Below are 24,356 nucleotides of genomic sequence, written 5' to 3' on the forward strand. Positions count from 1 at the left end.
AGCATATGGACGGGGCCGCCCCCGCGACCGGATCGGTGCCGGCCGGGATCTCAGTGCGTGAGTTCGGGGACCGTCCGCGGTCGGACGACGGCCCACAGCAGCACGATCGCGACCGCCGACGTGCACGCCATGACGGCCGCCATCGGGGTGGCGGTCGAGATGCCGATCCAGCCGACGACCGGCGAGATGATCCCGGCGACTCCGAAGTTCAACGCGCCGAGCAGCGACGCCGCGGTCCCGGCCTCCTTGCCGTGCGCGGCGAGGCCGATCACCTGCACGAGCGGGAACGAGAACCCGCACGCGGCGATGAAGAACCAGAGCGGGACGAGCACCCCGACCAGGCCGGCGCCGAGCTGGTCGAGCACGATGATCGCGACCGCGGCGAGGAAGAGGGTCGCCGTCGAGCACGCCAGGATCCACTGCGGTCCGACGCGCTGCGCCAGCCGGGCCGAGATCTGCACGCCGAGCACCACGCCGATCGAGTTGACCGCGAAGAGCAACCCGTACTGCTGCGCGTCGAGGCCGTACAGCCCCTGGAACAGGAACGGTGACGAACTGAGGTACGAGAAGAGTCCGCTGAAGACCATCGCCCCGATGAGCGCGACCCCCACGAAGACCCGGTCCGAGAACAGTGCCCGGTAGCGCTGCCCGATCGTCGAGTGCCCGGCCTCGTGGCGGCGGGCCGGCGGGAGCGTCTCGACGATGAGCAGGATCGACGCGATCACCACGGCCGCGCCGTAGCAGGCGAGGAAGACGAACACACCGCGCCAGCTGACGAAGCGGAGCATCTGCGAGCCGATCAGCGGCGCCAGGATCGGTGCGAGGCCGTTGACCATCGCCAGACGCGACAGCATCCGCACCAGCGGCTTGCCGCCGAACAGGTCGCGGACGGTCGCCATGGCGACGACGCCGCCGGCCGAGGCACCCATGCCCTGCAGGACACGGAACAGCGCGAGGACCTCGACGTTCGGCGCGAGGGCCGCACCGATCGACGCGCCGACGTGCACCGTCGTGGCGATGATGAGCGGCAGGCGGCGGCCGACCTTGTCGCTCCACGGGCCGACCAGGAGCTGCCCCGCCGCGAACCCGAGCGTCGTCGCCGTGAGCGTCAGCTGGACCGCACCGTCGGTGATGCCGAACTCGGACTTCAGGGACGGGAAGGCCGGCAGGTAGAGGTCGATGGTGAACGGCCCGAGCGCCGTGAGGGCGCCGAGGACGAAGACGTAGACGAGCCGCTGCGCGCGGGAGAGCGAGTCTCCCGGGTGCAGGACGACCCGGAGCGAACCGGTGGTGGCGGGCGCGGTCACGAGCAGGAGTCCTTCGACGGTGAGGGGGAAGTGGGTGATCGCGGGATCGATCGAATCGATTCGGCCGCGGAACCATCCTACGGGTCCCGCGTCGCGGTCCGCGCATGCGGTACCGTCGGGTAGCTCGGTGCCGTCTGCGGACGTCGTGCCGGGTGGAACCGGATCAGAAGGGGGATGGCGTCATGGTGGATGCCCGGATCCTGCACACGACCGCTGCCCTGCGCGACGCGATCATGCGGCTCGCCGCCGACCGCCCGGTCTCCGAGGTCACCGTCGCCGACGTGACCCGGGCCGCCGGCATCAACCGCGCGACGTTCTACTCGCACGCGGTCTCCCCCGGCTCGCTCCTGGCCGACGTGCTGACGCCGGAGCTGGACCGCATCCGCGAGGACGACGCCGACGCCCGACGCGCGGCCGCCGACCGTGGCGCGGGACCCGACGAGCTCGCGGCGATCACCCGTCGGGGCATCAACGCGGTCGTCGAGCACGTGGTCCTGCACCGGGACGTCTACGGCAAGGCCCTGCCCGACCCGAACGACGGGTCCCTGCACCGGCTGCTCGTCGAGCACTTCACCGTGTCGAGCGCGCAGCACATCCGGTCGCTCGACGCGGCGCACCGCCCGGAGCTCCTCGACGACGTCGCCGCCGGGTTCGTGGCGCAGGGCTTCGTCGGTGCGATCGAGGCCTGGCTCGCGGGACCGCGACGCTCCCGGAAGGCCCTCGTCGACACGATCGTGCTGTCGTTCCCGACCTGGTGGCGCTGACGCGGTCGGCCTGACCGACGGACGGGAGGCACGGTGCCGGCTGGCACCGTGCCTCCCGTCGTCAGGCGGTCGCGTCGCTACCGGCGGGCGACCTGCGTCAGGCCGGTGAAGGACACCGCGCCGAGCCCGGTCACGTCGTCGTACCCCTTCGCGGTGGTGAGCGACGTGTCGTGGTCGAGCGTGACGAGGTAGTCCTTGCCCGACGTCGCACTGGTGTAGGCCAGGGCGATCGGCGACGACGGCGGCCGGACGTCACTGAACGCGGACGGTGCGGCACGGTACGTGGCGTAGATCGTCGGGTTCGCGAAGCCGAGCCGGGCGTGCGTCGACTGCTGCACGATCGCGGACAGCGCGGCCGTGATCGGCGACGCGAGCGAGGTCCCGCCGTACGTCTCGTTCACGAAGTCCCCGACGGCGAGCGTCGAGTCGTCGGTGATCGGTCGGATCCCGATCGAGAACCCGGTGTACGGGTCCGCGAGTGCCGCGAGGTCCGGCGAGACGCGCATCCCACCGGAGAGCGACGCGGGCACGACGCCCTTCTGGTAGGCCGGCTCGGCGAACAGCGTGCTCCGGCCACCGCCAGCGCCACCGCCCACGATCCCGCCCGGGAGCGGGGTCGAGTAGACGTTGCCACGGTCGCTGCTGACGATCTGGTCGAGCACGTCGCCCCACCCGGTCTCGAAGGTCTTCTTCCCGTTCGCGCCGATGCCCAGGCTGGTGCCGCCGACCGACGTCACCCACGGGCTGGACGCCGGGAAGTCCGGCTGGGCGCTGCCGAGCGCGGCGGACTCGTCGCCGTTGTCACCGCTCGAGAAGTACAGCCCGATGCCCTCGCCGGCAGCCTGGACGTGCAGGTTCTCCTGGCCGCGGATGCTCGACAGCGGCACGTTCTCACCGACGTCGCCGTAGCTGTTGCTCACCAGGTTCGCGAGGCCCTGGTCGAGGATCTTCGACATCGCCACGTCGAGGCCACCACCGCAGTTCGTGCCGCCGACGTAGAGGATCTTCGCGGCGGGGGCGACGGCGTGCACGGACTGCACGTCGAGGGTCTCCTCCCCCTGCCACCCGCTCGGCTGCTGGCAGAGCACCTGGTCGGTGAACTGCGACGGCGACGGGATGCGCTGCTGGAAGGTCGCGCTCGTGAGCTGGGGCTCCCCGTTCTGCACCGAGTACGAGTTCGTGTCGTGCACGATCGACGGCGAGGCGTACGCGTCGATGATCGCCACCGTCTGCCCCTGACCCTGGACGCCCTTCGCCGCCAGGCCGTCGACGCCGTACGCCGAGCGGATCTGCTTCGGGACGTAGCCGCACGCGAAGGTGTGCACGCTCGTCTTCCCGTAGGCGGCCGGGACCGTCGCGGTGTGCTCGCCGTCGTACTGCGAGCACTTCGCCTGGATGCCGGTCGGGGCCGTCGCCTGCTGACGGAGCGAGCGGGTCGGTGTCGACGACGCGGGGGTCTCGCCCTGCTCGACGAGCTCGGGGTGCGTCAGGAGGCGGCCCTGGTCCACGCTGACGCCGCTGACGAGGCCCGCGACGGACGCCGGCAGGCTCGGGGCCGTCGACGGCGCGACGAGGGTACGGCCGGCGTGCCGGTACGCGTGCAGCGAGGTGCCGAGCACCGAGTTCACGACGGACGCCGGGCCGCGGAACACGACGAACTCGTGGCTCGCGGGGACCGCCGTGATCGTCAGGCCCTGGGCCCGGCGGAACCCGGTCACCTGGTCGGCGTCGGCCTTCGTCGGCGCGAACCGCGCGATCCACGCGGCGGGGGTCAGGGGCTTGCGGTAGCGGGCACGGCCCGGTGTGGAGACCGCGGTCGCGAGGGCCTCGGCGCCGCGCTGGTCCTGGAGCGGCAGGTAGACCTCGCCCTCGACGTCGGTGTCGGCGGCGACCGTCCCGGCGTCGTTGGTGGCGGTCGCCCAGGCCGGTGTCGAGTCGGGCACGACGTGCCGGGTCGCGGCGTCGGCCGGGCCGGCCGCGAACAGCACGGCCCCGATCGTGCACGCGGCGGTGGTGAGCGCGATCGCGGTGGTCCGCGTCCGGCTCCTGGAGGGGGTGGTCCGACCGGGGGTCGGTGAGCGTCGTTGCACTTCGGGTCCTCTCGACGGGCTGCGGTGAGGTGACTGTAGTGAGTGCTCGGCCGCGCCGGACAGTCGGTCGTTCCACCGACGAACCATGTCACCCGTTCGGGGGACCGATGCTGTCCCTCCCCTCAGCCGGTCGGCCCCGTCGTTGCTGGGGAGCACCGATGGCCACCTGGGTGCGGCCTGGGCGTCAGTCGCCGGTGGGCTTCTCGCCGCGCTGGAGCGACTCGACCACCGCGGTCGCGCGCGCCACCGTCGCGGCGTCGGAGTCCATCCCCTGCACCCGGTAGTCGGCGGAGACGCCGTCCCCGCCCGTGCCGGACGTCGGGAGCGGATCGCCGAGGGCGACGATCACCACGCCGGCGTCGTGCGCCACCTGGACCTCGCCGCTCAGCGACGACGGGTCGGCTGCCTCGACGAGGATCGCCTTCGCGCCCGCCCGCACCAGGGCGCGCATCGCCGTCCGCTGGTCGGACGCCGGGTCCGCCGCCCCCGCGACCCGCACGTCCGGCGTGAACCCGGCGGCGGTCAGGTCGTCCTGGAAACGGTCCGACAGGGAGACCCCGCCGGAGGTCGTGCCCGGTGTCGCCGCGGCGTGCAGGAGCACCACGCCGACGACCGCGTGCTGGTCGAACCCGCCGTCCGAACTCGTCAGGTCGGTGCTCTGGACCGGTGTCGGCGCGACGGAGGTCGTGCCCTGGCACCCGGTGAGGGTGAGGGCTGCGCCGAGGACGACGGCTGCTGCGACGATGCGGAGGAGCACGGTCCCCACGCTACCCGGCCGTGGACGCACTCGACGGCGTCACGACCGCCGACGGCGCCGGGACCGGGCCGAGCCGACGGACGGCCGCGACGGCCAGGGCCGCGATGACGACCATGCCCGCGAACACGAGCGGGAACGACACCGCGGCGTCGGCGCCGCCCGTGCCGATGAACAGCAGGCCGGTGACCGCGAGGCCGATGACGCTGCCCGAGGCGTCGGCGATAGTCAGGGCCGAGCTCGCGAAGCCGTCGTCGCCCTCGCCGGAGAACCGGAGCGTCAGCATCGACGTGCGCGGGTAGATCGCGCCCATCCCGGCCCCGCCGACGAACCAGCCGGCGACGAGCAACCACCACGGCAGCCCGAACGAGGCGACCGCGAGCGCGGTGAGCAGGCTGACGAGCACCAGCCCGAGTCCGATGCCGAACGTCCGGACAGCCGTGAGCCGTCGCTCGCCGAGCCGGCCGTGCAGCCAGCTGGACCCCGCCCAGCTCAGCGCCGCCACCGTCAGGGCGAGTCCCGCAGCCGAGGCGGAGAGGCCGTCCTTCGCCTGCAGCAGGAACGGCACGTACGCCTCGCTGCCGAAGAACGACGCCGCGACGAGGCCCCGCAGCAGGATCACCGACGGCAGTCCGGGGGCGGCACGGAAGGTCCCGGTCGGCAGCAGCGGACGCAGCGCGAACCAGGTGCCGACGAGCCCGATGACGACCGCGGCGACCCGCGCCCAAGCGCCGAGGTCCGGCGCGACGTTGAGCAGCAGGATCGCCACGGCGGCCCCGACCGACCAGCCGATCCGGGAACGCTGCCACGGCGGTCGGAGCTCGACCGCGGGCGCGTGCAGGCGCCCGAGCGTCGGCACGAGCAGTGTGAACGCGCCGACCGCGATGACGAGCGCCCCCGCGAAGACCCAGTGCCAGTTCCAGACGTCGGTGACGATGCCGGCGAGGGCGGGGCCGATCAGCGCCGGCACCACCCAGGCGGCGGCGAACCCGGCGAACACCGGGCCGTGCAGCGCCTCGGGGAAGATCCGGGCGACGAGCACGTACAGGACGACGTCGATCGCACCGGCGCCGAACCCCTCCACCAGCCGTCCGGCGAGGAAGACCTCCATCGTCGGCGCGAGCATGACGATCGCGGTCCCGACGGCGAACAGCGCGGCGGACACCCACGCGACGATGCGCCCACCGGCCCGGTCCGTCCAGTTGCCGGCGAGGACCATCCCCGGCACCCCCGCGGCGAGCGGTGCGGCGAAGGCCAGCGCGTAGAGGGTCTCGCCGTCGAGGTCACGGCTGATCTCCGGCATGACCGTGGTCATCGCGAGGTTCTGGAACGCGGCGACGGCGACGATCGCGACCATGCCGACGGTGGCGAGGGCGTACGGGCCGCTGAACAGACTGGTCCTCGACGCCGCGGTGCTCACCCGATCATCGTAGGGCCGGCCACCGACGGACCGGAGGCGCGTGTCGGGTCAGCGCGCGAGCGCCTGCCGCAGGTCCGCGACGAGGTCGCCGGCGTCCTCGATGCCGACCGACAGGCGGACGACGTTCTCCGGGACGGCCAGTTCCGTGCCCCGCACCGACGCGTGCGTCATCTCGCTCGGGTAGCCGATGAGCGATTCCACTCCCCCGAGCGACTCGGCGAGCGTGAACAGCTCGGTCGACTCGGCGAACCGCTTCGCCGCGTCGGGCCCACCGGACAGCGCGACCGAGAGCATGCCACCGAAGCCGCGCATCTGGCGGGCGGCGACGTCGTGCCCGGGGTGGTCGGCGAGCCCCGGGTAGAAGACCCGCTCGATCCCCGGTGCGGCGACCAGTGCCTCCGCGACCGCCTGCGCGTTCTGCGAGTGCCGCTCCATCCGGACCGCGAGGGTCTTGATGCCGCGGGTCGTCAGGAAGGCGTCGAACGGCGACGAGATCGCCCCGGCGCCGAACTGCAGGAACTGCACCTTCGCCGCGAGTTCCTCGTCCGCGAGCACCACGGCGCCGCCGACGACGTCCGAGTGGCCGCCGAGGTACTTCGTGGTGGAGTACACGACGACGTCGGCACCCAGCGCCAGGGGCTGCTGCAGGTACGGCGACGCGAAGGTGTTGTCGACGACGACGAGCGCACCGGCAGCGTGCCCCAGCTCGGCCAGGGCGGCGATGTCGGCGATCTTCATGAGCGGGTTCGTCGGCGTCTCGACCCAGAGCACGGTCTGCGCAGGTGCGCCCTCGAGCGCCGCACGGACCCGGTCGACGTCGCTCATGTCGACGACGACGAGCTCGACGCCCCACGGCACGTGCAGGCGACTCACCAGTCGGTGCGTGCCGCCGTAGACGTCGTTGCCCATCACGACCCGGGCCCCCGGCACGAGTGCGGCACGGAGCAGGGCGTCCTCGGCGGCGAGCCCGGACGCGAACGAGTACGCCGCGACACCGCCGTCGAGGTCGGCGAGCAGGGTCTGCAGCGAGTCGCGCGTCGGGTTGGCCGACCGCGAGTACTCGTAGCCGTTCCGCATGCCGCCGACGCCGTCCTGCACGTAGGTGGAGGTGACGTGGATCGGCGGGATGACGGCACCGGTCGGGCCGTCGGGCTCCTGGCCGGCGTGGACGGCGCGGGTGCTGAACTCGGTCATGCTGGCTGTGTTCCTCGATCGGGTCGGACGGGTCGGTCGGACGGGTCGTCCGGACCGGGGTGTCACTCGGACAGGTAGGTGAGCAGGTCGTGGCGGGTCAGGACGGTGACGGGCTTGCCGTCCGCGACCACGAGCAGGGCGTCGACCGACTCGAGCGCACGACGGGCCGACGACACGGACTCGCCGACGCCGATGAGCGGGAACGGCTCCCCCACGAACCCGGACAGCGCGTCGGTCATCTTCGCGGCGCCGGTGAAGACCTGCTCGAGCAGGTCCTTCTCCGCCACGGCGCCGACGACCTCGCCGATGACGACGGGCGGCTCGGCGCTCAGCACGGGCATCTGGGAGACGCCGTACGTCGTCATGATGTCGACGACCTCGCGCACGGTGTCCGCCGGGTGCGCGTGCACGAGGTCCGGCAGCCGGCCGTCCTTGCCCGCGATGAGCGACCCGACGGTGCGCTCGTCGTCGGTCTCGGCGAAGCCGTACGAGCGCATCCACCGGTCGTTGAAGATCTTGCCGAGGTAGCCGCGGCCACCGTCCGGCAGCAGGACGACCACGACGTCGTCCTCGGTGAGGTCGCGGGCGGCCCGCAGCGCGGCGACGACCGCCATGCCGCTCGAGCCGCCGACGAGCAGGCCTTCCTCTCGCGCGAGGCGGCGGGTCATCGCGAACGAGTCGGCGTCCGACACGGCGATGATCTCGTCCGGGACGCCGGCGTCGTACGCGTCGGGCCAGAAGTCCTCACCGACGCCCTCGACCAGGTACGGCCGACCGGTGCCGCCCGAGTAGACGGAGCCCTCCGGGTCGGCGCCGACGATGCGCACGCGGCCCTCGGACGCCTCCTTCAGGAAGCGGCCGGTGCCGGAGATCGTGCCGCCCGTGCCGACCCCGGCGACGAAGTGGGTGATCTGCTGCTCGGTGTCGCGCCAGATCTCCGGGCCGGTGGTCTCGTAGTGGCTGCGCGGACCGTTCGGGTTCGCGTACTGGTTCGGCTTGTACGCACCCGGGATCTCCCGCACGAGCCGGTCGGACACCGAGTAGTACGACTCCGGGTGCTCCGGCGGCACGGCCGTCGGCGTCACGACGATCTCCGCGCCGTACGCGGTGAGCACGTTCCGCTTGTCCTCGCCGACCTTGTCGGGCAGCACGAACACGCACCGGTACCCGCGCTGCTGGGCGACGAGCGCCAGCCCGACGCCGGTGTTGCCGGAGGTCGGCTCGACGATGGTGCCACCGGGGCGCAGGTCGCCGGACGCCTCGGCCGCGTCGATGATCCTGGTGGCGATCCGGTCCTTCGACGAGCCACCGGGGTTGAGGTACTCGACCTTCACCAGGATCGTCGCCCGCACCCCCTCGGTCACCCGGTTGAGCCTGACGAGGGGGGTGTCGCCGACGAGGTCGACCACCGAGTTCGCGTACCGCACGCGCCCGAGTCTAGGCGGCGGACACGGTCTTCTGCTGGGATGCGACGTGGGCGGACACCGCCGCCGAGACCTCCTGCCGCCGCCGGTCGATCACTTCGCCCATGTCCCGCGCGAGCGCCGGCGTCCCCCGGACGATCTGGTCGAGCGCCGTGGCGGGCACGACCAGCATCGCCACCTCGGTGAGGGCGTAGGCGGTGGTGAGCAGCGCCTCCCGGGTCAGGGCCGTCTGCCCGATGTAGTCGCCGGCCTCCACGCGGGTCGCGGGCAGCTCGGCGTCCTCGAACGGCACCCGCAGGTCGACGCTCCCACTGAGCACGAACCGCACGGCCGACGGCACCGACCCGGCGGTCGTGATCGTCTCGCCGGCCGCGTACCGCTCGAGCCGCACGAGGGGTGCCAGCGCGCTCGTGTCGTCGCCCGCCAGGTACAGCGTGGGGGCGATCGACTCCAGCGCGGCGTCCCGTCGTTCGTCGGTCGTGAAGTCGTCCGTGGTGTCGCCGTCGAGGCCCAGGCCCGCGCGCCGGGCGGCGTACCAGAGCCACATCCGGAACTGCGCGAGCGCGTCCGCCTCCTGCGACGGGCCGCGCACCTCGAACGACACCGTGTAGCCCGCCCCGCCCGTCGGGACGGCGACGGGCTGCGTGCCCGGGTACCGCTGTGGCAGGCCGGCCGCGACCCGCTGCAGCAGGGCGACCGCGGCGGCCGGCGGGTCGTCCGTCGTGAACGCGACGTCCGTCGAGACCGGGAACGTGCCTCCCGTCCGGCTGAGGTTCGTGAACGACGCCCCCGCCAGCGAGGAGTTGGGCATGATCAGGATCCCGGCGCCCGTGTCGATGTGCACCGACCGCCAGTTCACCTCGACGACCCGGCCGCGCACGCCGCCGGCGTCGAGCCAGTCACCGAGTCGGAACGGTTGCTCGAAGAGCAGGAACAGCCCGGCGATCACCGGGCCGACGGCGGACTGCAGCGCGAGGCCGATCACGAGCGACCCGACGCCGAGCGCGGTGAAGATGCCGCCGACGTCCGCACCCCAGACGATCTTGAACACGAGCGCGAGCCCGAGCGCGATGAGCACGATGCGGGCGATGTCCACGAAGATCGAGGGGATCTTCTCCCGCCACGAGCCCTCCCGGGCGTTCGTGAAGAGCATGATGTTCAGGCCGTTGAGCACGAACACGATGACGAGGAACCCGAGCACCGTGCCGATGATCTGGTTCACCACGGGCTTGCCGGGGTCCACCGCGTCGGTGACCTGCACCGACAGGATCAGGATCGCGATGATCGGCACGACGGCGTTCCGGAGCAGCCCGATCACCTTGTGGAGCGAGTTGCCGCGGCGCTCCAGGTTCGACTGCAGCTCGGTCAGGACGAGCAGCAGGACCGGCAGCCCGACGATCACGCTGATCGCCGGCCAGAACCACGGCTGCTGCCAGAACGCGGTCACGAGGACACCCCCGTGCTGCGCTCGAGCTTCCACACCTTCTGCGGGCCGTTCTGGGTCTGGACCGTGCCGGCGTCGGCGACCCCGGCACGGTCGCCGAGCTTGTCGACCACCCGCTGTGTGGCGTAGACGCCCGGCGCGGGCGCGATGCCCTGCACCCGGTACGCCAGGCTGACGGCGTCGCCCCACATGTCGTAGACGATGCTGGACCGCCCGACCAGACCGCTCGTGACCTGGCCCGTGTCGATGCCCGCGCGCAGGCCGATCTTCGACCCGTGCTGGGCGTTGAAGCGCTCGAGCACGCCCTGCGCCTCCTCCGCCCAGTCGACGACCCGTCGGACGTTGTCCACGCGGGGGACGCTCAGCCCGCAGCTGGCCAGGTAGCCGCTGCGGGTGGTGCGCACCCGCTCGATGCCGTGCCGACCCGCCGCCTCGTCGAGCGAACGCCAGACGTCGTTGACGAGCGACAGCGACTCCTCCGCCGTCAGCCCCGACGCGAACTCGTCGAACCCGATGATGTCCGCGTAGACCACGGCGACGTCCTGGTGGTCGGAGGCGATGGTCTCGTCGCCCTGCTTGTAGCGGCGTGCGACCTCCTCCGGCATCAGGGTCAGCAGCAGCGTGTCGTTCTGGCGCCGCTGTTCGTCGAGCAGGTCCTGTTTCACCTGCAGGCTGCGGCTCATGTCGTTGAACGCCAGGCCGAGGTCGCCGATCTCGTCGCCGCCCTTCGTCTTCACCTCGACGCCGAGGTCGCCCGAGCTCACCCGGTTCACGGCGGTCTGCAGCCGACGGATCGGCCGGACGAACACCTGCGCCAGCAGGAGCGACAGCAGACTGACCAGGACGATGATGCCGACCAGCGCCAGGCCGATGTTCCGGGTGAACGCGTTCACCGGCGCGAACGCCTCGGACGTGTCCATCTGTGCCACGACCACCCATCGGAGGCCGTCGACCTCGAGCGGAGCGTAGGCCGACAGGACCTCCTTGCCGCGGTAGTCGGTGCCGATGACCGTCCCGGACTTGCCCTGCAACGCCCGGGTGACGGGTGCGGTGTTGACCTCCTGCAGGAGCACCGAACCCTTGACCGCCACCTGGCGCGCCGCCGTCGACGGAGCCGTGCCGGCAGAAACCACGTCGCGCTGGTACTGCTCCGGGTGCTGGAGCAGCTGCCGCGGGTAGGACCGCATCAGGTGGTCGGCGCCGACGAGGTAGGACTCCCCGGTGTCGCCGAGGCCGTCGTCCTTCCACTGCTCGTTGCCGGTCATGACCTGCGTGATGAGGTCGACCGGCACCTGCACGGCCATCACGCCGATGATCTTGCCGTTCTCCCCCACCGGCGACATCACCCAGAGCGTCGGCACGTTGAGGCTCGGCACGTACCGCGCGAAGTCGGTCACCACGAAGTCGTCCGCGCTCGTCAGCTGGAGCGCCTGCTGGTAGCCGGCCGCGAGGTTCGAGTCACGGTAGGGCCCGCTCTCGAGGTTCGTCCCGAGGTCCGCGCCCGCGTACGCCGAGTAGACGACGTCACCGTCGGTGTTCATCAGCAGCAGGTCTTCGTAGCCGGCGGCCTCGACGGCCTGCCGGAAGTACGACTGGTACTCGGCGTGCGCGCTCGACCAGGCACTGCCGTCACCGGCGTCCTCCTGCGCGATCGCCTTGTCGTAGTCGGTGAACGGTGCCGTGTACCGCGCCTGCAGGTACGCCTGCGGGTCCGCGGTCGGGGCGAACTGGTCCGGGTTCGCGGTCCCGCCGCTGCGTTCGTCGAGCTGCGGGACGAACGTGTCCCGGTACCAGGACTCGACCGTCGTGTGGTCGGCGTCCGACACCGGTCGCGACTGCAGGTCGTCCCAGCCCGACTCGAACGCCTTGGTCGCCCCGATCACGCTCTCGTTGCGTGTCTGCGCGACGACCGTCTGGGTGAACTGCCCGAACGACCGCTTCAGCTCCGTGATGCGGGCCTCGCGCAGCGACGTGACCTGGTTGAACGCGGCGGCCTGCAGCGACTCGCGGCCGTTCACGTAGCCGACGACGGCGACCACGAGTGCGGCGACGATGCTCACCGCGAGCAGCATCACGAGGAGCTTGGACTGGATGTCGAGCGATCCGCTCGTGAGGAAGGCCCGCAGCTTCCCCTTCCTCCGGGGTGCGTCCTCGACGACGCGTGGCGCGTCGGGAGTGGTCGGTCCCGTCGGCGGGATGGGGTCGGACGTCGGTGGGACAGCAGTCACTTCGAACTCCGCTCAGGGGCACGGCACGCGTGTGTGGTTCGTCCACAGGTACCACACGAGCAACACTCGTGTCAGCATCCGTGCGTGTTGCGTCAGCGATGGGTGTCACGCGACACGTGTCGGCCTGGAGGCGCGGGGCGGCGCCTGCCACGCGCCTCCAGGCCGGCGGGCGGTCCGTCAGGGCCGCGGGCGGTACGTCAGGGCCGCGTCGGGTGCCGCGGCCGCGGCACGCTCAGGCGCCGCGGCACGCTCAACCGCCGACCGCGTCCACCGGTGCGTTCTGCTGGCGGTGCAGCGTCGCGTAGACGCCGTCCCGGGCCAGCAGCTCGTCGTGGCTGCCCTGCTCCACGATCCGTCCGTGGTCGAGGACGAAGATGACGTCCGCGTCGCGGATGGTCGACAGACGGTGCGCGATCGAGATCGTCGTCCGACCGGCGGCGGCGTTGTCGAGCGCCGTCTGCACGACCCGCTCCGAGATCGAGTCGAGCGCACTCGTGGCCTCGTCGAGCACCAGGACCGGCGGGTCCTTCAGCAGCACGCGGGCGATGGCGATGCGCTGCTTCTCGCCCCCGGACAGCCGGTAGCCGCGCTCCCCCACCACCGTGTCGTACCCGTCCGGGAACGAGGCGATCGTCTCGTGGATGTTGGCCGCCCGCGCCGCCTGCTCGAGTTCCGCGTCGGTGGCGTCCGGCCGGGCGTACCGCAGGTTCTCGCCGATCGTGGCGTGGAACAGGTAGGTCTCCTGGCTGACGATGCCGACGTGGCGCATGAGGTCCTCGTGCTCGAGGTCCCGGACGTCCTGCCCGGCGAACCGAACAGACCCCTCGGTCGCCTCGTACAGCCGGGGCACCAAGTACGACACCGTCGTCTTGCCCGCGCCGGAGGGCCCGACGAACGCGGCGAACTGCCCCGGCTGGAGCTCGAACGACACCCCGCGCAACGTCGGCTTGTCGGCCTCGCCGTCGGGGTAGGTGAACGTCACGTCGTCGAACGCCACGTGCCCCACGCGGGAGTCGTCGACGGGCTTCGCGGTCGGCGAGTCCGTGATCGCCGGGTGCAGGTCGAGGTACTCGAAGATGCGCGCGAACAGTGCCCCGCTGGTCTGCAGGTCGAGGACGACACGCAGCAGGCCGACCGTCGGGAAGAGCAGCCGGGACTGCACCGTCGTGAACGCGACGATGGTGCCGGCCGTGATCGGGACGTCCCCGATGATGAGGTAGGCCGCGACCACGTAGATGATCGCCGGGATGATCGACAGGAAGATCTGCACGATCGCGAAGAACCACTGGCCGGACATCTGCTGGCGGACCTGCAGGCGGATCTGATTGCGGTTCTCGTTGCCGTAGCGCTGCGTCTCGGCGCGCTGCTGGTTGAAGCTCTTCGCCAGCAGGATGCCGGAGACGCTCAGGGCCTCCTGCGTGATCGCGGTCATGTCCGACAGCGACTCCTGCGTCTGCGCCGCGATCTTGGCGCGGACCTGCCCCACCCGGCGCTGGGCGATCACGAGCAACGGCAGCAGGACGACGGCGACGAGGGTCATCTGCCAGCTGAGCAACAGCATGGCGACGACCGCGGCGATCACCGTCACGGTGTTGCCGAGCACCGACGAGATCGTGTTGTTCAGCACGCTGGCGACGCCGCCGACGTCGTTCTGCAGGCGCGACTGGATGACGCCGGTCTTCGTGCGGGTGAAGAACGCGAGTTCCATCCGCCGGAGGTGACCGAACAACCGCATGCGCATCGAGCCCATGACCTTGTTGCCGACGGTCGCGGTCAGGTACGTCTGCCAGACCCCGACGCCGGCGCTCGCGATCCACAGGGCGACCATCAGGCCGACGAGCACGTACAGCACCGGCAGGTCCGGGCCGCCGCCGCCCTTCGGGAACAGGCCCTCGTCGAACGCCCGCTGGGTGAGGAGCGGCGGGATGACGGAGATCGCCGCCCCCACCAGGACGAGGACGACCGTCAGGATGATCGCGTTCCGGTGCGGCACGAACAGCCCGGAGATGCGCTTGACGAGGTGCGGGATCTTCGGGGCCTCGGCGTTCGCGGCCTTCTGCGCCTCGAAGTCGCCGCTCGAGATGCGACCACCGGCGCGGCCGCCGCCGCGCATCCCGCCGTGCATGCTCACGACGCGTCACCCCTGTCCATGGTGCAAACCTAGCCCCGCGCCCGGACATCGGCGGGGTCGGGTGGGGTGCCGGGCGGACCCGGAGCCGCGCCCGGCCGGTCACCGGCCGATCCCTGGGCCGCCCCGGCCGGTCCATGGCGGGTCCCTGGCTCATTTGACCCTGTTCAGGGGGCATGCGACCATTTGCCGTCCCCTTCCCCGCACCACTCGAGGTTCCATGACGTCCGCGCCCACCCGCCCCACGTCCCTCCGCGCCCAGCTCGCCCGCCGCAAGCCGATCGAGCAGCTGCAGGCCGAGGCCTCGGCGGGTGTGGACGGTCAGCCGCTCCGCCGGTCGTTGGGGGTCTGGCACCTCACGATGATCAGTGTCGGGGCGACGCTCGGCACCGGCATCCTCGTGGTGCTCGGGACCGCCGTGCCGCTCGCCGGCCCCGCGGTGTGGATCTCGTTCGTGGTCGCCGGGGTCGCAGCGCTCCTCTCCGCGCTGTCGTACGCCGAGATGGCCGGCGCGGTGCCGACGTCCGGGTCGAGCTACTCGTACACGTACGCCACGATGGGCGAGGGCATCGCCTGGGTCTGCGGCTGGTGCCTGGTGCTCGAGTACGCCGTCTCCGTGGCTGCCGTCGCGGTCGGCGCGAGCGAGTACGTCGACGAGACGCTGCGGGTGTTCGGACTGCACCTGCCTGCCGCGCTGTCGGCCCCTCCGGGCGAGGGCGGCGTCGTGAACCTGCCGGCCGCGGTCCTGGTGCTGCTCGCCACCGCGATCCTGCTGCCCGGCGCCCGCGAGAGCGCCTGGGTGAACACCCTCATGGTGATCGTGAAGATCGCGCTGCTCGTCTTCTTCGTCGTGGTGGCGTTCTCGGCCTTCCGGGCGCAGAACTTCGAACCGCTCGCGCCGATGGGGGCTGCCGGGGTCACCGCAGCCGCGTCCCGACTGTTCTTCTCGTACATCGGCTTCGACGCGGCCTCGACCGCCGGCGAAGAGGCGAAGAACCCCCGCCGAGACCTCCCCCGCGCGATCATCGGTTCGATCGCGCTGATCACCGCGCTGTACATCCTCGTCGCGATCGCTGCGATCGGGGCCCGGCCGTGGACCTCGTTCTCGTCCACCGAGGCGTCCCTCGTCCGCATCGTCGTCGACGTGACCGCGCAGCCCTGGATCGCCCTCGTGTTCTCGATCGGCGCCGTCATCGCGATCGCCAGCGTCGTGCTCACCGTGCTGTACGGGCAGACGCGCATCCTGCTGACGATGGCCCGGGACGGTCTGGTCCCGAAGGTGTTCGGACGCGTGTCGCCCCGCACCGGCACCCCGATCGCGAACACGCTCATCATCGGACTGGTCGTCACGGTCGTCGCCGCGCTGGTCCCCCTCGGCGAACTCGCCGACGCGACGAGCATCGGCACCCTCGTGGCGTTCGCCCTGGTGAACGTCTCCGTCATCGTGCTCCGTCGCACGCGACCTGACCTCGAGCGCTCCTACCGCGTGCCGCTCTTCCCCGTCGTGCCGATCCTCGGTGCGCTGTGCTGCGTGCTGCTCGCGGTGTTCCTCGGCGTCGGCACCTGGATCGCGTTCGGCATCTGGATGGTCGCCGGCGCCGCCCTCTACCTGGCCTACGGCCGCCGCCACAGCACGCTGCGCTGACGCGCCGCGGCCCCGCCGAGACTCGTCCTGAGCGACACTCCTCGTGGCCGAGCGCACGAGAAGCGTCGCTCAGCGCGAGGTTCGCCCCTTCCGCACCGAGACTCGTCCACAGGCCTGGAGGCGCTCCCCGCCGTCCACAGGTCGCGTCACGTCGGTCATCGGCCCGGCAGCCGACCCCCATGCTGCGGTGATGACGAAACGACACGTGCAGCTGCTCCGTTCGACCGACCAGGACAAGTCCGGAGCGCGGTCGCTCCAGCGACGACACCGTGCCGGCCTCCTCGTGCGGGTCGCGGACGGCGTCTTCGTCGATGCCGTGGACTGGCAGCGGCTCAGCATGGTCGGGCGGCACCTCCTGCTCGCTCGGGCGCTCGCTCCCCGGCTCCGTGCAACCGCCGCGTTCTCGCACATGACGGCGGCGTTGGCCTACGGATGGCCGTCGGTCGTCGCTCCTCCGACACGTGTGCACGTCACCGACGGTGCGACCCTCCGCACCGAGCACCGAGCACATCTCGTCCGCCACGCCGGAGCGCCGGACACCGGAACGGAGCGGAGGTCGATGTCGGGCGTACCGCTCACCTCGGTGCTGCGAACCGCGATCGACCTCGCCACCACACTCGAACCCGCTGTTGCTGCAGTCGCCGTCGACCACGCGGTCCGGACCGGCGTGCTCACGGTGGACGAATTCGTCGATGCGCTTCCGGACGGACCCCGGCGCGGTTCCGTCCGGAGCCGGACGGTCGCGGCCGCTCTCGATCCTCGACACGAGTCGGCTGGCGAGTCGTACACTGCGATCCGCATGGTCGAACTCGGACTGCCGACGCCGGTTCCACAGCAGACGTTCCGGCATGCGGACGGCAGCGTCGACCGCGTCGACTTCTGGTTCGAGGGGCTCGGCGTGGTCGTCGAGTTCGAAGCAGAAGTACTCGGATCCGGAGATGCTCGGTGAGCGTTCCCCAGCCGAGGCGGTCTGGCAGGAGAAGGTCCGCGAGGATCGACTTCGGTCGTTCCCCGACGTGCGCACGGTCGTCCGCCCGACTTGGTGGCACTTGATCGATCCGGACCGGCTCGGTGCCCTCTTCCGCCAGCACCGAGTCGTCTTCTGATCGGTCGTTTGCGCTCACCGAGACTCGGGCTCAGCGACGGTTCTCGGGCCTCTCGTCACGAGAACGGTCGCTCAGGCCGAGTCTCGCGCAGCCGAAGCTAGGCGAACCGCAGCCGCGCACGACGAAGGCCGCCGCCCCCGAGGGGACAGCGGCCTTCGTGACCGAACGGTCGAGACTACGCGAGCTCGATCGTGGCGCCGGCGCCCTCGAGCGTCTCCTTCGCCTTGTCAGCGGTCTCCTTGTTGACACCCTCGAGGATCTTGGCGTCGGCGGTCTCGACGAGCGCCTTGGCCTCACCGAGGCCGAGCGACGTCAGGCCACGGACCTCCTTGATGACCTGGATCTTCTTGTCACCAGCGGACTTGAGGATGACGTCGAACTCGGTCTTCTCCTCAGCGGCCTCGGCCGGGGCAGCAGCGCCGGGGGCGGCGGCAGCGGCGACCGGGGCGGCCGCGGTGACCTCGAAGACCTCTTCGAACTTCTTCACGAAGTCCGAGAGCTCGATGAGCGTGAGCTCCTTGAAGGCCTCGATGAGCTCGTCCTGCGAAAGCTTCGCCATGATTTTCTCCTACTACTAGCTAGTACGTGTGGTTGATGAACGCGGGCCTGATCAGGCCGCGGACTCCTGCTTCTCGCGAAGGGCGTCCACGGTGCGGACGGCCTGCGAGAGGGGTGCCTGGAACAGGTACGCAGCACCGAACAGCGAGGCCTTGAAGGCGCCGGCGAGCTTGCCGAGCAGCACTTCACGGGACTCGAGGTCGGCGAGCTTGTCCACCTCGGTCGCGGAGAGCGGGTTACCGTCGAAGTAACCACCCTTCACCACGAGCTCGGGGTTCGCCTTGGCGAATGCACGCAGCGACTTCGCGACGGCGACGGTGTCACCGTGGACGAAGGCGAGAGCGGACGGACCGGCGAGCTCGTCGTCGAACGACGAGATGCCGGCGTTGTTCGCCGCGATCTTGGTCAGCGTGTTCTTCACCACGGCGTACGTGGCGTGCTCACGGATCGAGTTGCGGAGCTCCTTGAGCTGCGCGACCGTGAGACCGCGGTACTCGGTGAGCAGAACGGCGTTCGAGCTACGGAAGGACTCCGTGAGCTCGGCGACCGCAGCTTCCTTGTTCGCCATGGTTCTCCTTGGGGGTCTTGCCGGCAGCCCCAGGCGCTCACCACATGAAAAAAGCTCCGGCGCAGAGGCTCGGAGCTGCTCCCCCGCGAACGGAAGGAGTGGTTCGGAACACCTGCGCGGGCTGCCTCATGCGTGAGGACCTTCGCTTGCTGCGCGAGCGCAGCAAGAACCGGCGGTCTTTGGCTTCGAGAACTGTAGCACGTCCCGACCCAGCCAACCAACCACCGGACGGGAGGCGCGGTGCGGCCCCGCCCCGCGCCTCCCGTCCGTCAGCGGTGTCACTCCGTCGCTGCGGCGACCGCGGGTGTGCCGGACCAGTCGGGTGCCGTCGGCTGCTCGGCCGGCAGGTGCACCGTGAACACGGTGTCGCCCGGCTCGCTGGCCACGTCGACCGACCCGCCGTGCGCCTGCACGACGGCGTCCACGATCGCGAGCCCGAGGCCCGTCGACCCCGCGGTGCGGGACCGCGAGCTGTCGGCCCGGGCGAACCGCTCGAAGAGCTTCGGCAGGAACTCCGGGTCGATGCCCTGCCCGGTGTCCCGCACGGTCAGGTCCACCCCGGCACCGGTCGCCGACGGGGCGAGCCCCACGGTGATCCGGGTGCCGTCGGGGGTGTGCGTCCGGGCGTTCGTGACGAGGTTGACGATCACCTGGTGCAGTCGCGCAGCGTCCCCGACGACGACCACGGGCGATGCGGGGACGTCCACCTCGATCGGGTGCTCGGGCGAGGCGGCGTGCGCGTCGTTGACGGCGTCGAGGACGAGCCCGGTCAGGTCGACGCCGTCGAACTGGATCTCCCGGCCCTCGTCGAGGCGGGCGAGGAGCAGCAGGTCCTCGACCATCGACGTCATCCGCTTGGACTCGGACTCGATGCGACTCATCGCGTAGACGACGTCCTGCGGCAGGTCGGCGCCCATCCGGCGGGTGAGCTCGGCGTACCCGCGCACCGACGCGAGCGGCGTCCGCAGCTCGTGCGACGCGTCCGCGACGAACTGCCGGACCTTCTGCTCCGAGCGTTCCCGGGCCTGCATGGCGCCCGCGATGTGGCCGAGCATCCGGTTGAAGGCGCTCCCGACGCGGCCGACCTCGGTGCGGGGGTCGGTGTCGGGGACCCGGACGTCCTGCAGCGCGTCGCTCCGCTCGAGCGGCATCCGTGCGACCGTCGAGGCGGTCTCGGCGACGCGTTCCAGGGGACGGAGGGACCGTCGGACGACGACCGCGGCGACGATCGAGCCGGCGGCGAGCGCCGCGGCGACCACGAGGATGACGACGAGGAGCAGTGACCGGACGCTCTCGTAGACGGGCGACATCGGCAGTCCGACGACCAGGACGGCGTTGCCGAGCACCGGGTTGTCGACCTGCACGGCGGCGACGCGGTAGCGACCGAGGGTCCCCTTGAGGTCCATGGTCGCCGGGTCGACCCCGACCTTGACGTCACCGAGCCGGTCGAGCTGCTCGGTGGTGAGGGCGGAGCGGGAGCTGTCCTCGTTCAGGACGATGCCACCCGCGCCGCCGCCGGTGACGTAGTAGGCGGTGAGGGTACCGGCCGCCTGTCCGAGCGGCTGGAGCGAGTCGTCGTTCGGGCGCTGCCCGTTCGGGTTCTGCTGCCCTTCGCCGAACTTCGTGCTCGCGCGGCTCGTCGCCTTCTGCAGCTGGCTGTCGATCGCGCCCGTCTGGATCGATGCGAGCGCGATGATGCTGCCCGCTCCGATCACCGCACTGACGGCGACCACGAGCGCGACGATGCTCAGGACGAGCCGGCGGCGGAGTGTCACTGCTGGACGCTCACGACGTGGGCTTGATGACGTACCCGACGCCGCGCACCGTGTGGATCATGGGGGTCTCGCCCGCGTCGATCTTCTTGCGCAGGTAGGAGATGTAGATCTCGACGACGGACGACTTGCCGCCGAAGTCGTACGACCACACGCGGTCGAGGATCTGCGCCTTGGAGAGCACGCGGCGGGGGTTGCGCATGAGGAAGCGGAGGAGCTCGAACTCGGTGGCGGTCAGCTCGATCGACCGGCCGGCACGGTGCACCTCGTAGGACTCCTCGTCGAGCACCAGGTCGCCCACGACGATGCGCGAGTCCCCGGCCTCGGAGATCGAGATCTGCGAGCGGCGGATGAGGCCACGGAGCCGTGCCACGACCTCCTCCAGCGAGAACGGCTTGGTGACGTAGTCGTCGCCGCCCGCGGTGAGCCCGGTGACGCGGTCCTCCACGGAGTCCTTGGCGGTGAGGAACAGCACCGGGGTGTCGTCGTTGTTCTGCCGCAGTCGGCTGAGCACCTGCAGTCCGTCGAGGTCCGGCATCATGACGTCGAGCACCATGGCGTCCGGCTTCCACTCGCGTGCCGTGGTCAGCGCGTCCTGCCCGCCGTTCGCGCTCTTCACGTCCCAGCCCTCGTAGCGGAGCGCCATGGACAGGAGGTCGGTGAGGCTGGCCTCGTCGTCGACGACGAGGATGCGCAACGGGGTTCCGTCGGCACGCGTGAGGCGCGGGGCTGCTGCAGTCTGGGAGATGGTCACGTCTTCGAGTATCGAGAGTTTCCTATGAGCGGTCTGTGGAGCGACCGTCGACGGTCTGTGGGTTCCCGTGCAGGCACTCGGTGTCCGCTCCGTACCGTGAGCCGCATGCTGCGTTCCTCGGCCTGGCCGGCCTCCGCCCGTTCCGTCGACACCGCGCGCATCGAGGAGTCCGCGCGGGTCGCAGCACCGTCCGGGAGGCACGGCTCGACCCCGGTGGACCGGCTCGCGTTCGCCGCGTCGGTCGCCGCCACTGCCCCGCTCGTCACCGCCGGGTCGGCCGGCGGTGCATTCGCGGCCCTCGCCTCCGTCGGCGCGGCCGACGTCGCCCTCGCGCGCACGGTCGAATCGCACCTCGACGCGCTCGGCATCCTCGCGCAGGCCGGAGTTGTGCCCCCGGCGGGGTCGACGTGGGGCGTCTTCGCCGCCGAGGCTCCCGGGCTGCGGCTCACGGCGACCCGGGGTGGGTCGAGCGGATCGGTCGCCCTGGACGGCACGAAGCCCTGGTGCTCGCTGGCCTCGACGCTCTCCCACGCGCTGGTCACCGCGCACGTCGGCGACGAGCGACAGCTGTTCGCGGTGGACCTGCGGCAGGACGGCGTGACCGCGCACGACGAGGACTGGGTCGCTCGGGGCATGCCGGACGTGCCGAGCGGTCCGGTCGACTTCGTCGGGGTGCACGCAACCCCCGTCGGCGCTCCCGGCTGGTACCTCACTCGACCCGGGTTCGCCTGGGGCGGGATCGGCGTCGCGGCCTGCTGGTGGGGCGGAGCGGTCGGCCTCGCCCGGGTGCTGCGCACGCTCGTGATCGCCCGGCCGGAGTCCGAGCTGCTGCAGGCGGCGCTCGGTGCGACCGTCGTGGACCTCGCCGACGCCGAGGACGCCCTCGCCGACGCGGCCGCACGCATCGACGACGGTCCGGACGACGTCGACTGGCCACTCCTCGCCCAGGTCGTGCGCTCCCGGGTGCGCCGCGCGGTCGACGCGGTCCGGCTCCGGGTGGTCCGGACCGTCGGCCCCGCTCCCCTGACCTCCGACCCGGCGGTCGCCGCCCGGGCCGCCGACCTCGAGCTCTACGTCCTGCAGGACCACGGCGACCGGGACCTGGCCCGCATCGGCCGGATCGTCACGGAGCGCGGTGGTGTCGCGTGGTGAGCTTCGACCACCGGGAACCCGGCACCGACCCGGCCGACTGGACGACCTTCCTCGATGGCTTGTCCCCGGCACCGATGTCGCTGGACGGCGTCGGCACCGTGGTCGTCGTCGCACCGCACCCGGACGACGAGACCCTCGGCGCCGGCGGCCTCATCGCGACGGCCGCCGACCTCGGCATCCCCGTGCACGTGGTGCTCGTCACCCACGGCGAGGGATCCCACCCGGACTCCCCGACGACCTCGCCGGACCGGCTCCGGACGATCCGTGCGCCCGAGTTCCGGACCGCCCTCGGGATCCTCCACCCCACGGCGAGCGCCACGCTCCTGGACGTCCCCGACGGTGGGCTGCGCGAGCACGCGGACGTCCTCCGCGCCGCGTTGACCGAGCGGCTCGAGCGCGTCGACGGCCCCGTGCTCGTGGTCGCACCGTGGCACGGCGACGGGCACCGCGACCACCGGATCGCCGGCGAGGTCGCCGCCGAGGTGGTGTCGCTGTTCCCGGGGACCCAGCTGCTGGAGTACCCGGTCTGGGCCTGGCACTGGGACGACCCGGACGCTCCGGCAGCGCCGTGGGACCGTGCTCGCTCGGTCACGCTGACGGCCGAGGTGCTCGACCGGAAACGGGCAGCACTCGTCGCCTACCCCTCGCAGACCCGTGCGTTGTCCCCGGCCGCCGGGGACGAGGCGATCATCGACGACCGGCACGCCGCGCACCACCTGCGGCCGGTCGAGTGGTTCTTCGCCCCTCCGACGTCCCGCTCCCGCGAGTCCTTCGACGCGCACTACGCACGGAAGCCCGAGGGGTGGGACTTCGACGGCTCGTGGTACGAGCGGCGCAAGCGTGCCGTGACCCTGGCGGCGCTCCCCCGCGAGCGGTACCGATCGGCGCTCGAGCTCGGCTGCGCGACCGGGGTCCTCACCGCGGCCATCGCCGAGCGGGCCGATGCCGTCCTGGGCACGGACATCGCGGCTGCTCCACTGGTCCAGGCCGCCGTCCGGGCTCCCACGGCGCACTTCGTGCAGGCGTCGCTGCCCGCGGAGTGGCCAGCGGGTCGGTGGGACCTCGTGGTGATGTCCGAGGTCGGGTACTACCTCTCCCCCGCCGACCTCGACACGACGATCGACCGGGTGCTGGCGTCGCTCGACGACGACGGCGTCCTGGTCGCCTGCCACTGGCGACACCCGGACGACGACGCCGTGGGCTCCGGCGACGCGGTGGACGCCCGGCTCGCCGAACGCTGGCCGCGACCGGCGCTCGTGCGGCACGTGGAGGAGGACTTCGTGCTGAGCGTGATGCCCGGTCCGACCGTCACGTCCGTCGCTCGTGCCGAGGGGCTCGCGCCGTGAACCGCACACGGATCGACGTCGTCCTGCCCGCCCACGACGAGGCGGATCGGATCGGTGTCTGCCTCGATGCGCTCGTCACGGCGCGCGCCTGGCTCGGTGCGCACCGTCCGGACATCGACGTCTCCGTGACCGTCGTGCTGGACGGCTGCACGGACGGGACCGCCACGGTGGTGCGCGACTTCCCGGTCGACGTCGTCACGACAGCGCACGTCGGTGTCGGTCGGGCGCGGACGATCGGTGTCGCGCACGCCCTCCGCGCCCACCACGCCGAGCCGACCGAGCACTGGCTCGCACACACGGATGCCGACTCTCGTGTGCCTGAGCGTTGGCTCGTGCAACAGGTCGACGCACTGCGTTCCGGGGCGGACGTGCTCGTCGGCGCGGTCGTCCCCGACCCCGACGACCTGGATCCGGTCGTGCTGGCACGGTGGGCGCGAGCACACCCGCCCGGCGCGGCGCTCGGCCACGTGCACGGCGCGAACCTCGGCGTGCTCGCGGCCACGTACGTCGCGCTCGGTGGCTTCGACCCCGTCCCCGAACACGAGGACGTCCGGCTCGTCGAACGCGCGCGGGCGAGGGGCTACCGGGTGGACGCGACCGTGGACCTGCCGGTGGTGACCAGCGGTCGGTTCGCCGGCCGGACGCCCGGTGGCTACGCGGAACACCTGCGTCAGGCGTACGGCGACGCGAGCTGACCGCCCC

General features: G+C 71.6%; 19 protein-coding genes. 6 read left to right on the forward strand and 13 right to left on the reverse strand.

Translation table 11 applies throughout. The features are described 5' to 3' along the window. Nucleotides 1-50 precede the first annotated feature (50 nt). Nucleotides 51-1,307 (reverse strand): multidrug effflux MFS transporter, encoded by a 1,257-nt coding sequence (locus ACRQ4B_RS14450; protein ID WP_439692103.1) that lies wholly within the window; start codon nt 1,305-1,307, stop codon nt 51-53. 182 nt (nt 1,308-1,489) lie between these two features. Between ACRQ4B_RS14450 and ACRQ4B_RS14455 the strand changes: the two genes are divergently transcribed. Next, on the forward strand, nt 1,490-2,071 hold the full coding sequence (locus ACRQ4B_RS14455) for a TetR/AcrR family transcriptional regulator (RefSeq protein WP_439692104.1): 582 nt from the start codon (nt 1,490-1,492) through the stop codon (nt 2,069-2,071). 77 nt (nt 2,072-2,148) lie between these two features. On the opposite strand, the gene ACRQ4B_RS14460 is transcribed toward ACRQ4B_RS14455, so the two are convergent. The 8 genes from ACRQ4B_RS14460 to ACRQ4B_RS14495 all read right to left on the reverse strand — a co-directional run bounded on the left by ACRQ4B_RS14460 (nt 2,149) and on the right by ACRQ4B_RS14495 (nt 14,750). Next, complete coding sequence (locus ACRQ4B_RS14460; protein ID WP_439692105.1) at nt 2,149-4,161, reverse strand: S53 family peptidase; 2,013 nt, start codon at nt 4,159-4,161, stop codon at nt 2,149-2,151. A gap of 184 nt (nt 4,162-4,345) precedes the next feature. Then, nucleotides 4,346-4,918 (reverse strand): hypothetical protein, encoded by a 573-nt coding sequence (locus ACRQ4B_RS14465; protein ID WP_439692106.1) that lies wholly within the window; start codon nt 4,916-4,918, stop codon nt 4,346-4,348. A gap of 10 nt (nt 4,919-4,928) precedes the next feature. Beyond that, the gene (locus tag ACRQ4B_RS14470) at nt 4,929-6,335 is read right to left on the reverse strand and encodes an MFS transporter (protein ID WP_439692107.1); all 1,407 of its coding nucleotides are present in this window, start codon (nt 6,333-6,335) and stop codon (nt 4,929-4,931) included. Between the two features lie 48 nt (nt 6,336-6,383). After that, the gene (locus ACRQ4B_RS14475) at nt 6,384-7,529 is read right to left on the reverse strand and encodes a cystathionine gamma-synthase (protein ID WP_439692108.1); all 1,146 of its coding nucleotides are present in this window, start codon (nt 7,527-7,529) and stop codon (nt 6,384-6,386) included. Between the two features lie 62 nt (nt 7,530-7,591). Next, nucleotides 7,592-8,956, reverse strand: coding sequence for a cystathionine beta-synthase (locus tag ACRQ4B_RS14480; RefSeq protein WP_439692109.1), 1,365 nt, complete (start codon nt 8,954-8,956; stop codon nt 7,592-7,594). A gap of 10 nt (nt 8,957-8,966) precedes the next feature. After that, nucleotides 8,967-10,400, reverse strand: a complete 1,434-nt coding sequence (locus tag ACRQ4B_RS14485) for a mechanosensitive ion channel domain-containing protein (protein WP_439692110.1) — start codon at nt 10,398-10,400, stop codon at nt 8,967-8,969. Next, nucleotides 10,397-12,625: an adenylate/guanylate cyclase domain-containing protein gene (locus tag ACRQ4B_RS14490; RefSeq protein ID WP_439692111.1), complete on the reverse strand. Its 2,229-nt coding sequence runs from the start codon at nt 12,623-12,625 to the stop codon at nt 10,397-10,399. Before ACRQ4B_RS14490 ends, ACRQ4B_RS14485 begins: the two co-directional genes overlap by 4 nt. Nucleotides 12,626-12,875: 250 nt before the next feature. Then, nucleotides 12,876-14,750 carry an ABC transporter ATP-binding protein gene (locus ACRQ4B_RS14495; protein WP_439694407.1) on the reverse strand — a complete coding sequence of 625 codons (1,875 nt, stop codon included), beginning with the start codon at nt 14,748-14,750 and terminating at the stop codon, nt 12,876-12,878. A gap of 223 nt (nt 14,751-14,973) precedes the next feature. On the opposite strand from ACRQ4B_RS14495, the gene ACRQ4B_RS14500 reads away from it, so the two are divergent. Continuing rightward, on the forward strand, nt 14,974-16,398 hold the full coding sequence (locus ACRQ4B_RS14500) for an amino acid permease (RefSeq protein ID WP_439692112.1): 1,425 nt from the start codon (nt 14,974-14,976) through the stop codon (nt 16,396-16,398). Between the two features lie 190 nt (nt 16,399-16,588). Continuing rightward, nucleotides 16,589-17,347 (forward strand): hypothetical protein, encoded by a 759-nt coding sequence (locus ACRQ4B_RS14505; RefSeq protein ID WP_439692113.1) that lies wholly within the window; start codon nt 16,589-16,591, stop codon nt 17,345-17,347. Between the two features lie 332 nt (nt 17,348-17,679). Here ACRQ4B_RS14505 and rplL read toward each other — a convergent pair whose 3' ends face one another. The 4 genes from rplL to ACRQ4B_RS14525 form a co-directional block, all read right to left on the reverse strand. After that, complete coding sequence (rplL, locus tag ACRQ4B_RS14510; RefSeq protein WP_290131241.1) at nt 17,680-18,063, reverse strand: 50S ribosomal protein L7/L12; 384 nt, start codon at nt 18,061-18,063, stop codon at nt 17,680-17,682. Between the two features lie 51 nt (nt 18,064-18,114). Continuing rightward, nucleotides 18,115-18,630, reverse strand: coding sequence for a 50S ribosomal protein L10 (gene rplJ / locus ACRQ4B_RS14515; RefSeq protein WP_070418388.1), 516 nt, complete (start codon nt 18,628-18,630; stop codon nt 18,115-18,117). Nucleotides 18,631-18,908: 278 nt separating this feature from the next. Continuing rightward, nucleotides 18,909-20,405: a sensor histidine kinase gene (locus ACRQ4B_RS14520; RefSeq protein WP_439692114.1), complete on the reverse strand. Its 1,497-nt coding sequence runs from the start codon at nt 20,403-20,405 to the stop codon at nt 18,909-18,911. A 10-nt stretch (nt 20,406-20,415) separates the two neighbouring features. After that, nucleotides 20,416-21,156 carry a response regulator transcription factor gene (locus ACRQ4B_RS14525; protein ID WP_439692115.1) on the reverse strand — a complete coding sequence of 247 codons (741 nt, stop codon included), beginning with the start codon at nt 21,154-21,156 and terminating at the stop codon, nt 20,416-20,418. A gap of 105 nt (nt 21,157-21,261) precedes the next feature. Between ACRQ4B_RS14525 and ACRQ4B_RS14530 the strand changes: the two genes are divergently transcribed. The 3 genes from ACRQ4B_RS14530 to ACRQ4B_RS14540 are packed head-to-tail and all read left to right on the forward strand — an operon-like array spanning nt 21,262 to nt 24,349. After that, complete coding sequence (locus ACRQ4B_RS14530; RefSeq protein WP_439692116.1) at nt 21,262-22,308, forward strand: acyl-CoA dehydrogenase; 1,047 nt, start codon at nt 21,262-21,264, stop codon at nt 22,306-22,308. Then, nucleotides 22,305-23,654, forward strand: coding sequence for a PIG-L family deacetylase (locus ACRQ4B_RS14535; RefSeq protein ID WP_439692117.1), 1,350 nt, complete (start codon nt 22,305-22,307; stop codon nt 23,652-23,654). The genes ACRQ4B_RS14530 and ACRQ4B_RS14535 overlap by 4 nt, the downstream gene beginning before the upstream one ends. Continuing rightward, nucleotides 23,651-24,349 (forward strand): glycosyltransferase, encoded by a 699-nt coding sequence (locus tag ACRQ4B_RS14540; protein ID WP_439692118.1) that lies wholly within the window; start codon nt 23,651-23,653, stop codon nt 24,347-24,349. The genes ACRQ4B_RS14535 and ACRQ4B_RS14540 overlap by 4 nt, the downstream gene beginning before the upstream one ends. Nucleotides 24,350-24,356: the final 7 nt, after the last annotated feature.

The sequence above is a fragment of the Curtobacterium sp. SP.BCo genome (genome assembly GCF_051903265.1).
GTDB lineage: Bacteria > Actinomycetota > Actinomycetes > Actinomycetales > Microbacteriaceae > Curtobacterium.

Bases quoted from the DNA above. Each gene is read 5' to 3' on its own strand.
- ACRQ4B_RS14530 (WP_439692116.1), top strand. From the start codon at position 21,262: ATGCTGCGTTCCTCGGCCTGGCCGGCCTCCGCCCGTTCCGTCGACACC.
- ACRQ4B_RS14495 (WP_439694407.1), bottom strand. From the start codon at position 14,750: ATGCACGGCGGGATGCGCGGCGGCGGCCGCGCCGGTGGTCGCATCTCG.
- rplL (WP_290131241.1), bottom strand. From the start codon at position 18,063: ATGGCGAAGCTTTCGCAGGACGAGCTCATCGAGGCCTTCAAGGAGCTC.
- ACRQ4B_RS14475 (WP_439692108.1), bottom strand. From the start codon at position 7,529: ATGACCGAGTTCAGCACCCGCGCCGTCCACGCCGGCCAGGAGCCCGAC.
- rplJ (WP_070418388.1), bottom strand. From the start codon at position 18,630: ATGGCGAACAAGGAAGCTGCGGTCGCCGAGCTCACGGAGTCCTTCCGT.
- ACRQ4B_RS14455 (WP_439692104.1), top strand. From the start codon at position 1,490: ATGGTGGATGCCCGGATCCTGCACACGACCGCTGCCCTGCGCGACGCG.
- ACRQ4B_RS14500 (WP_439692112.1), top strand. From the start codon at position 14,974: ATGACGTCCGCGCCCACCCGCCCCACGTCCCTCCGCGCCCAGCTCGCC.
- ACRQ4B_RS14505 (WP_439692113.1), top strand. From the start codon at position 16,589: ATGACGAAACGACACGTGCAGCTGCTCCGTTCGACCGACCAGGACAAG.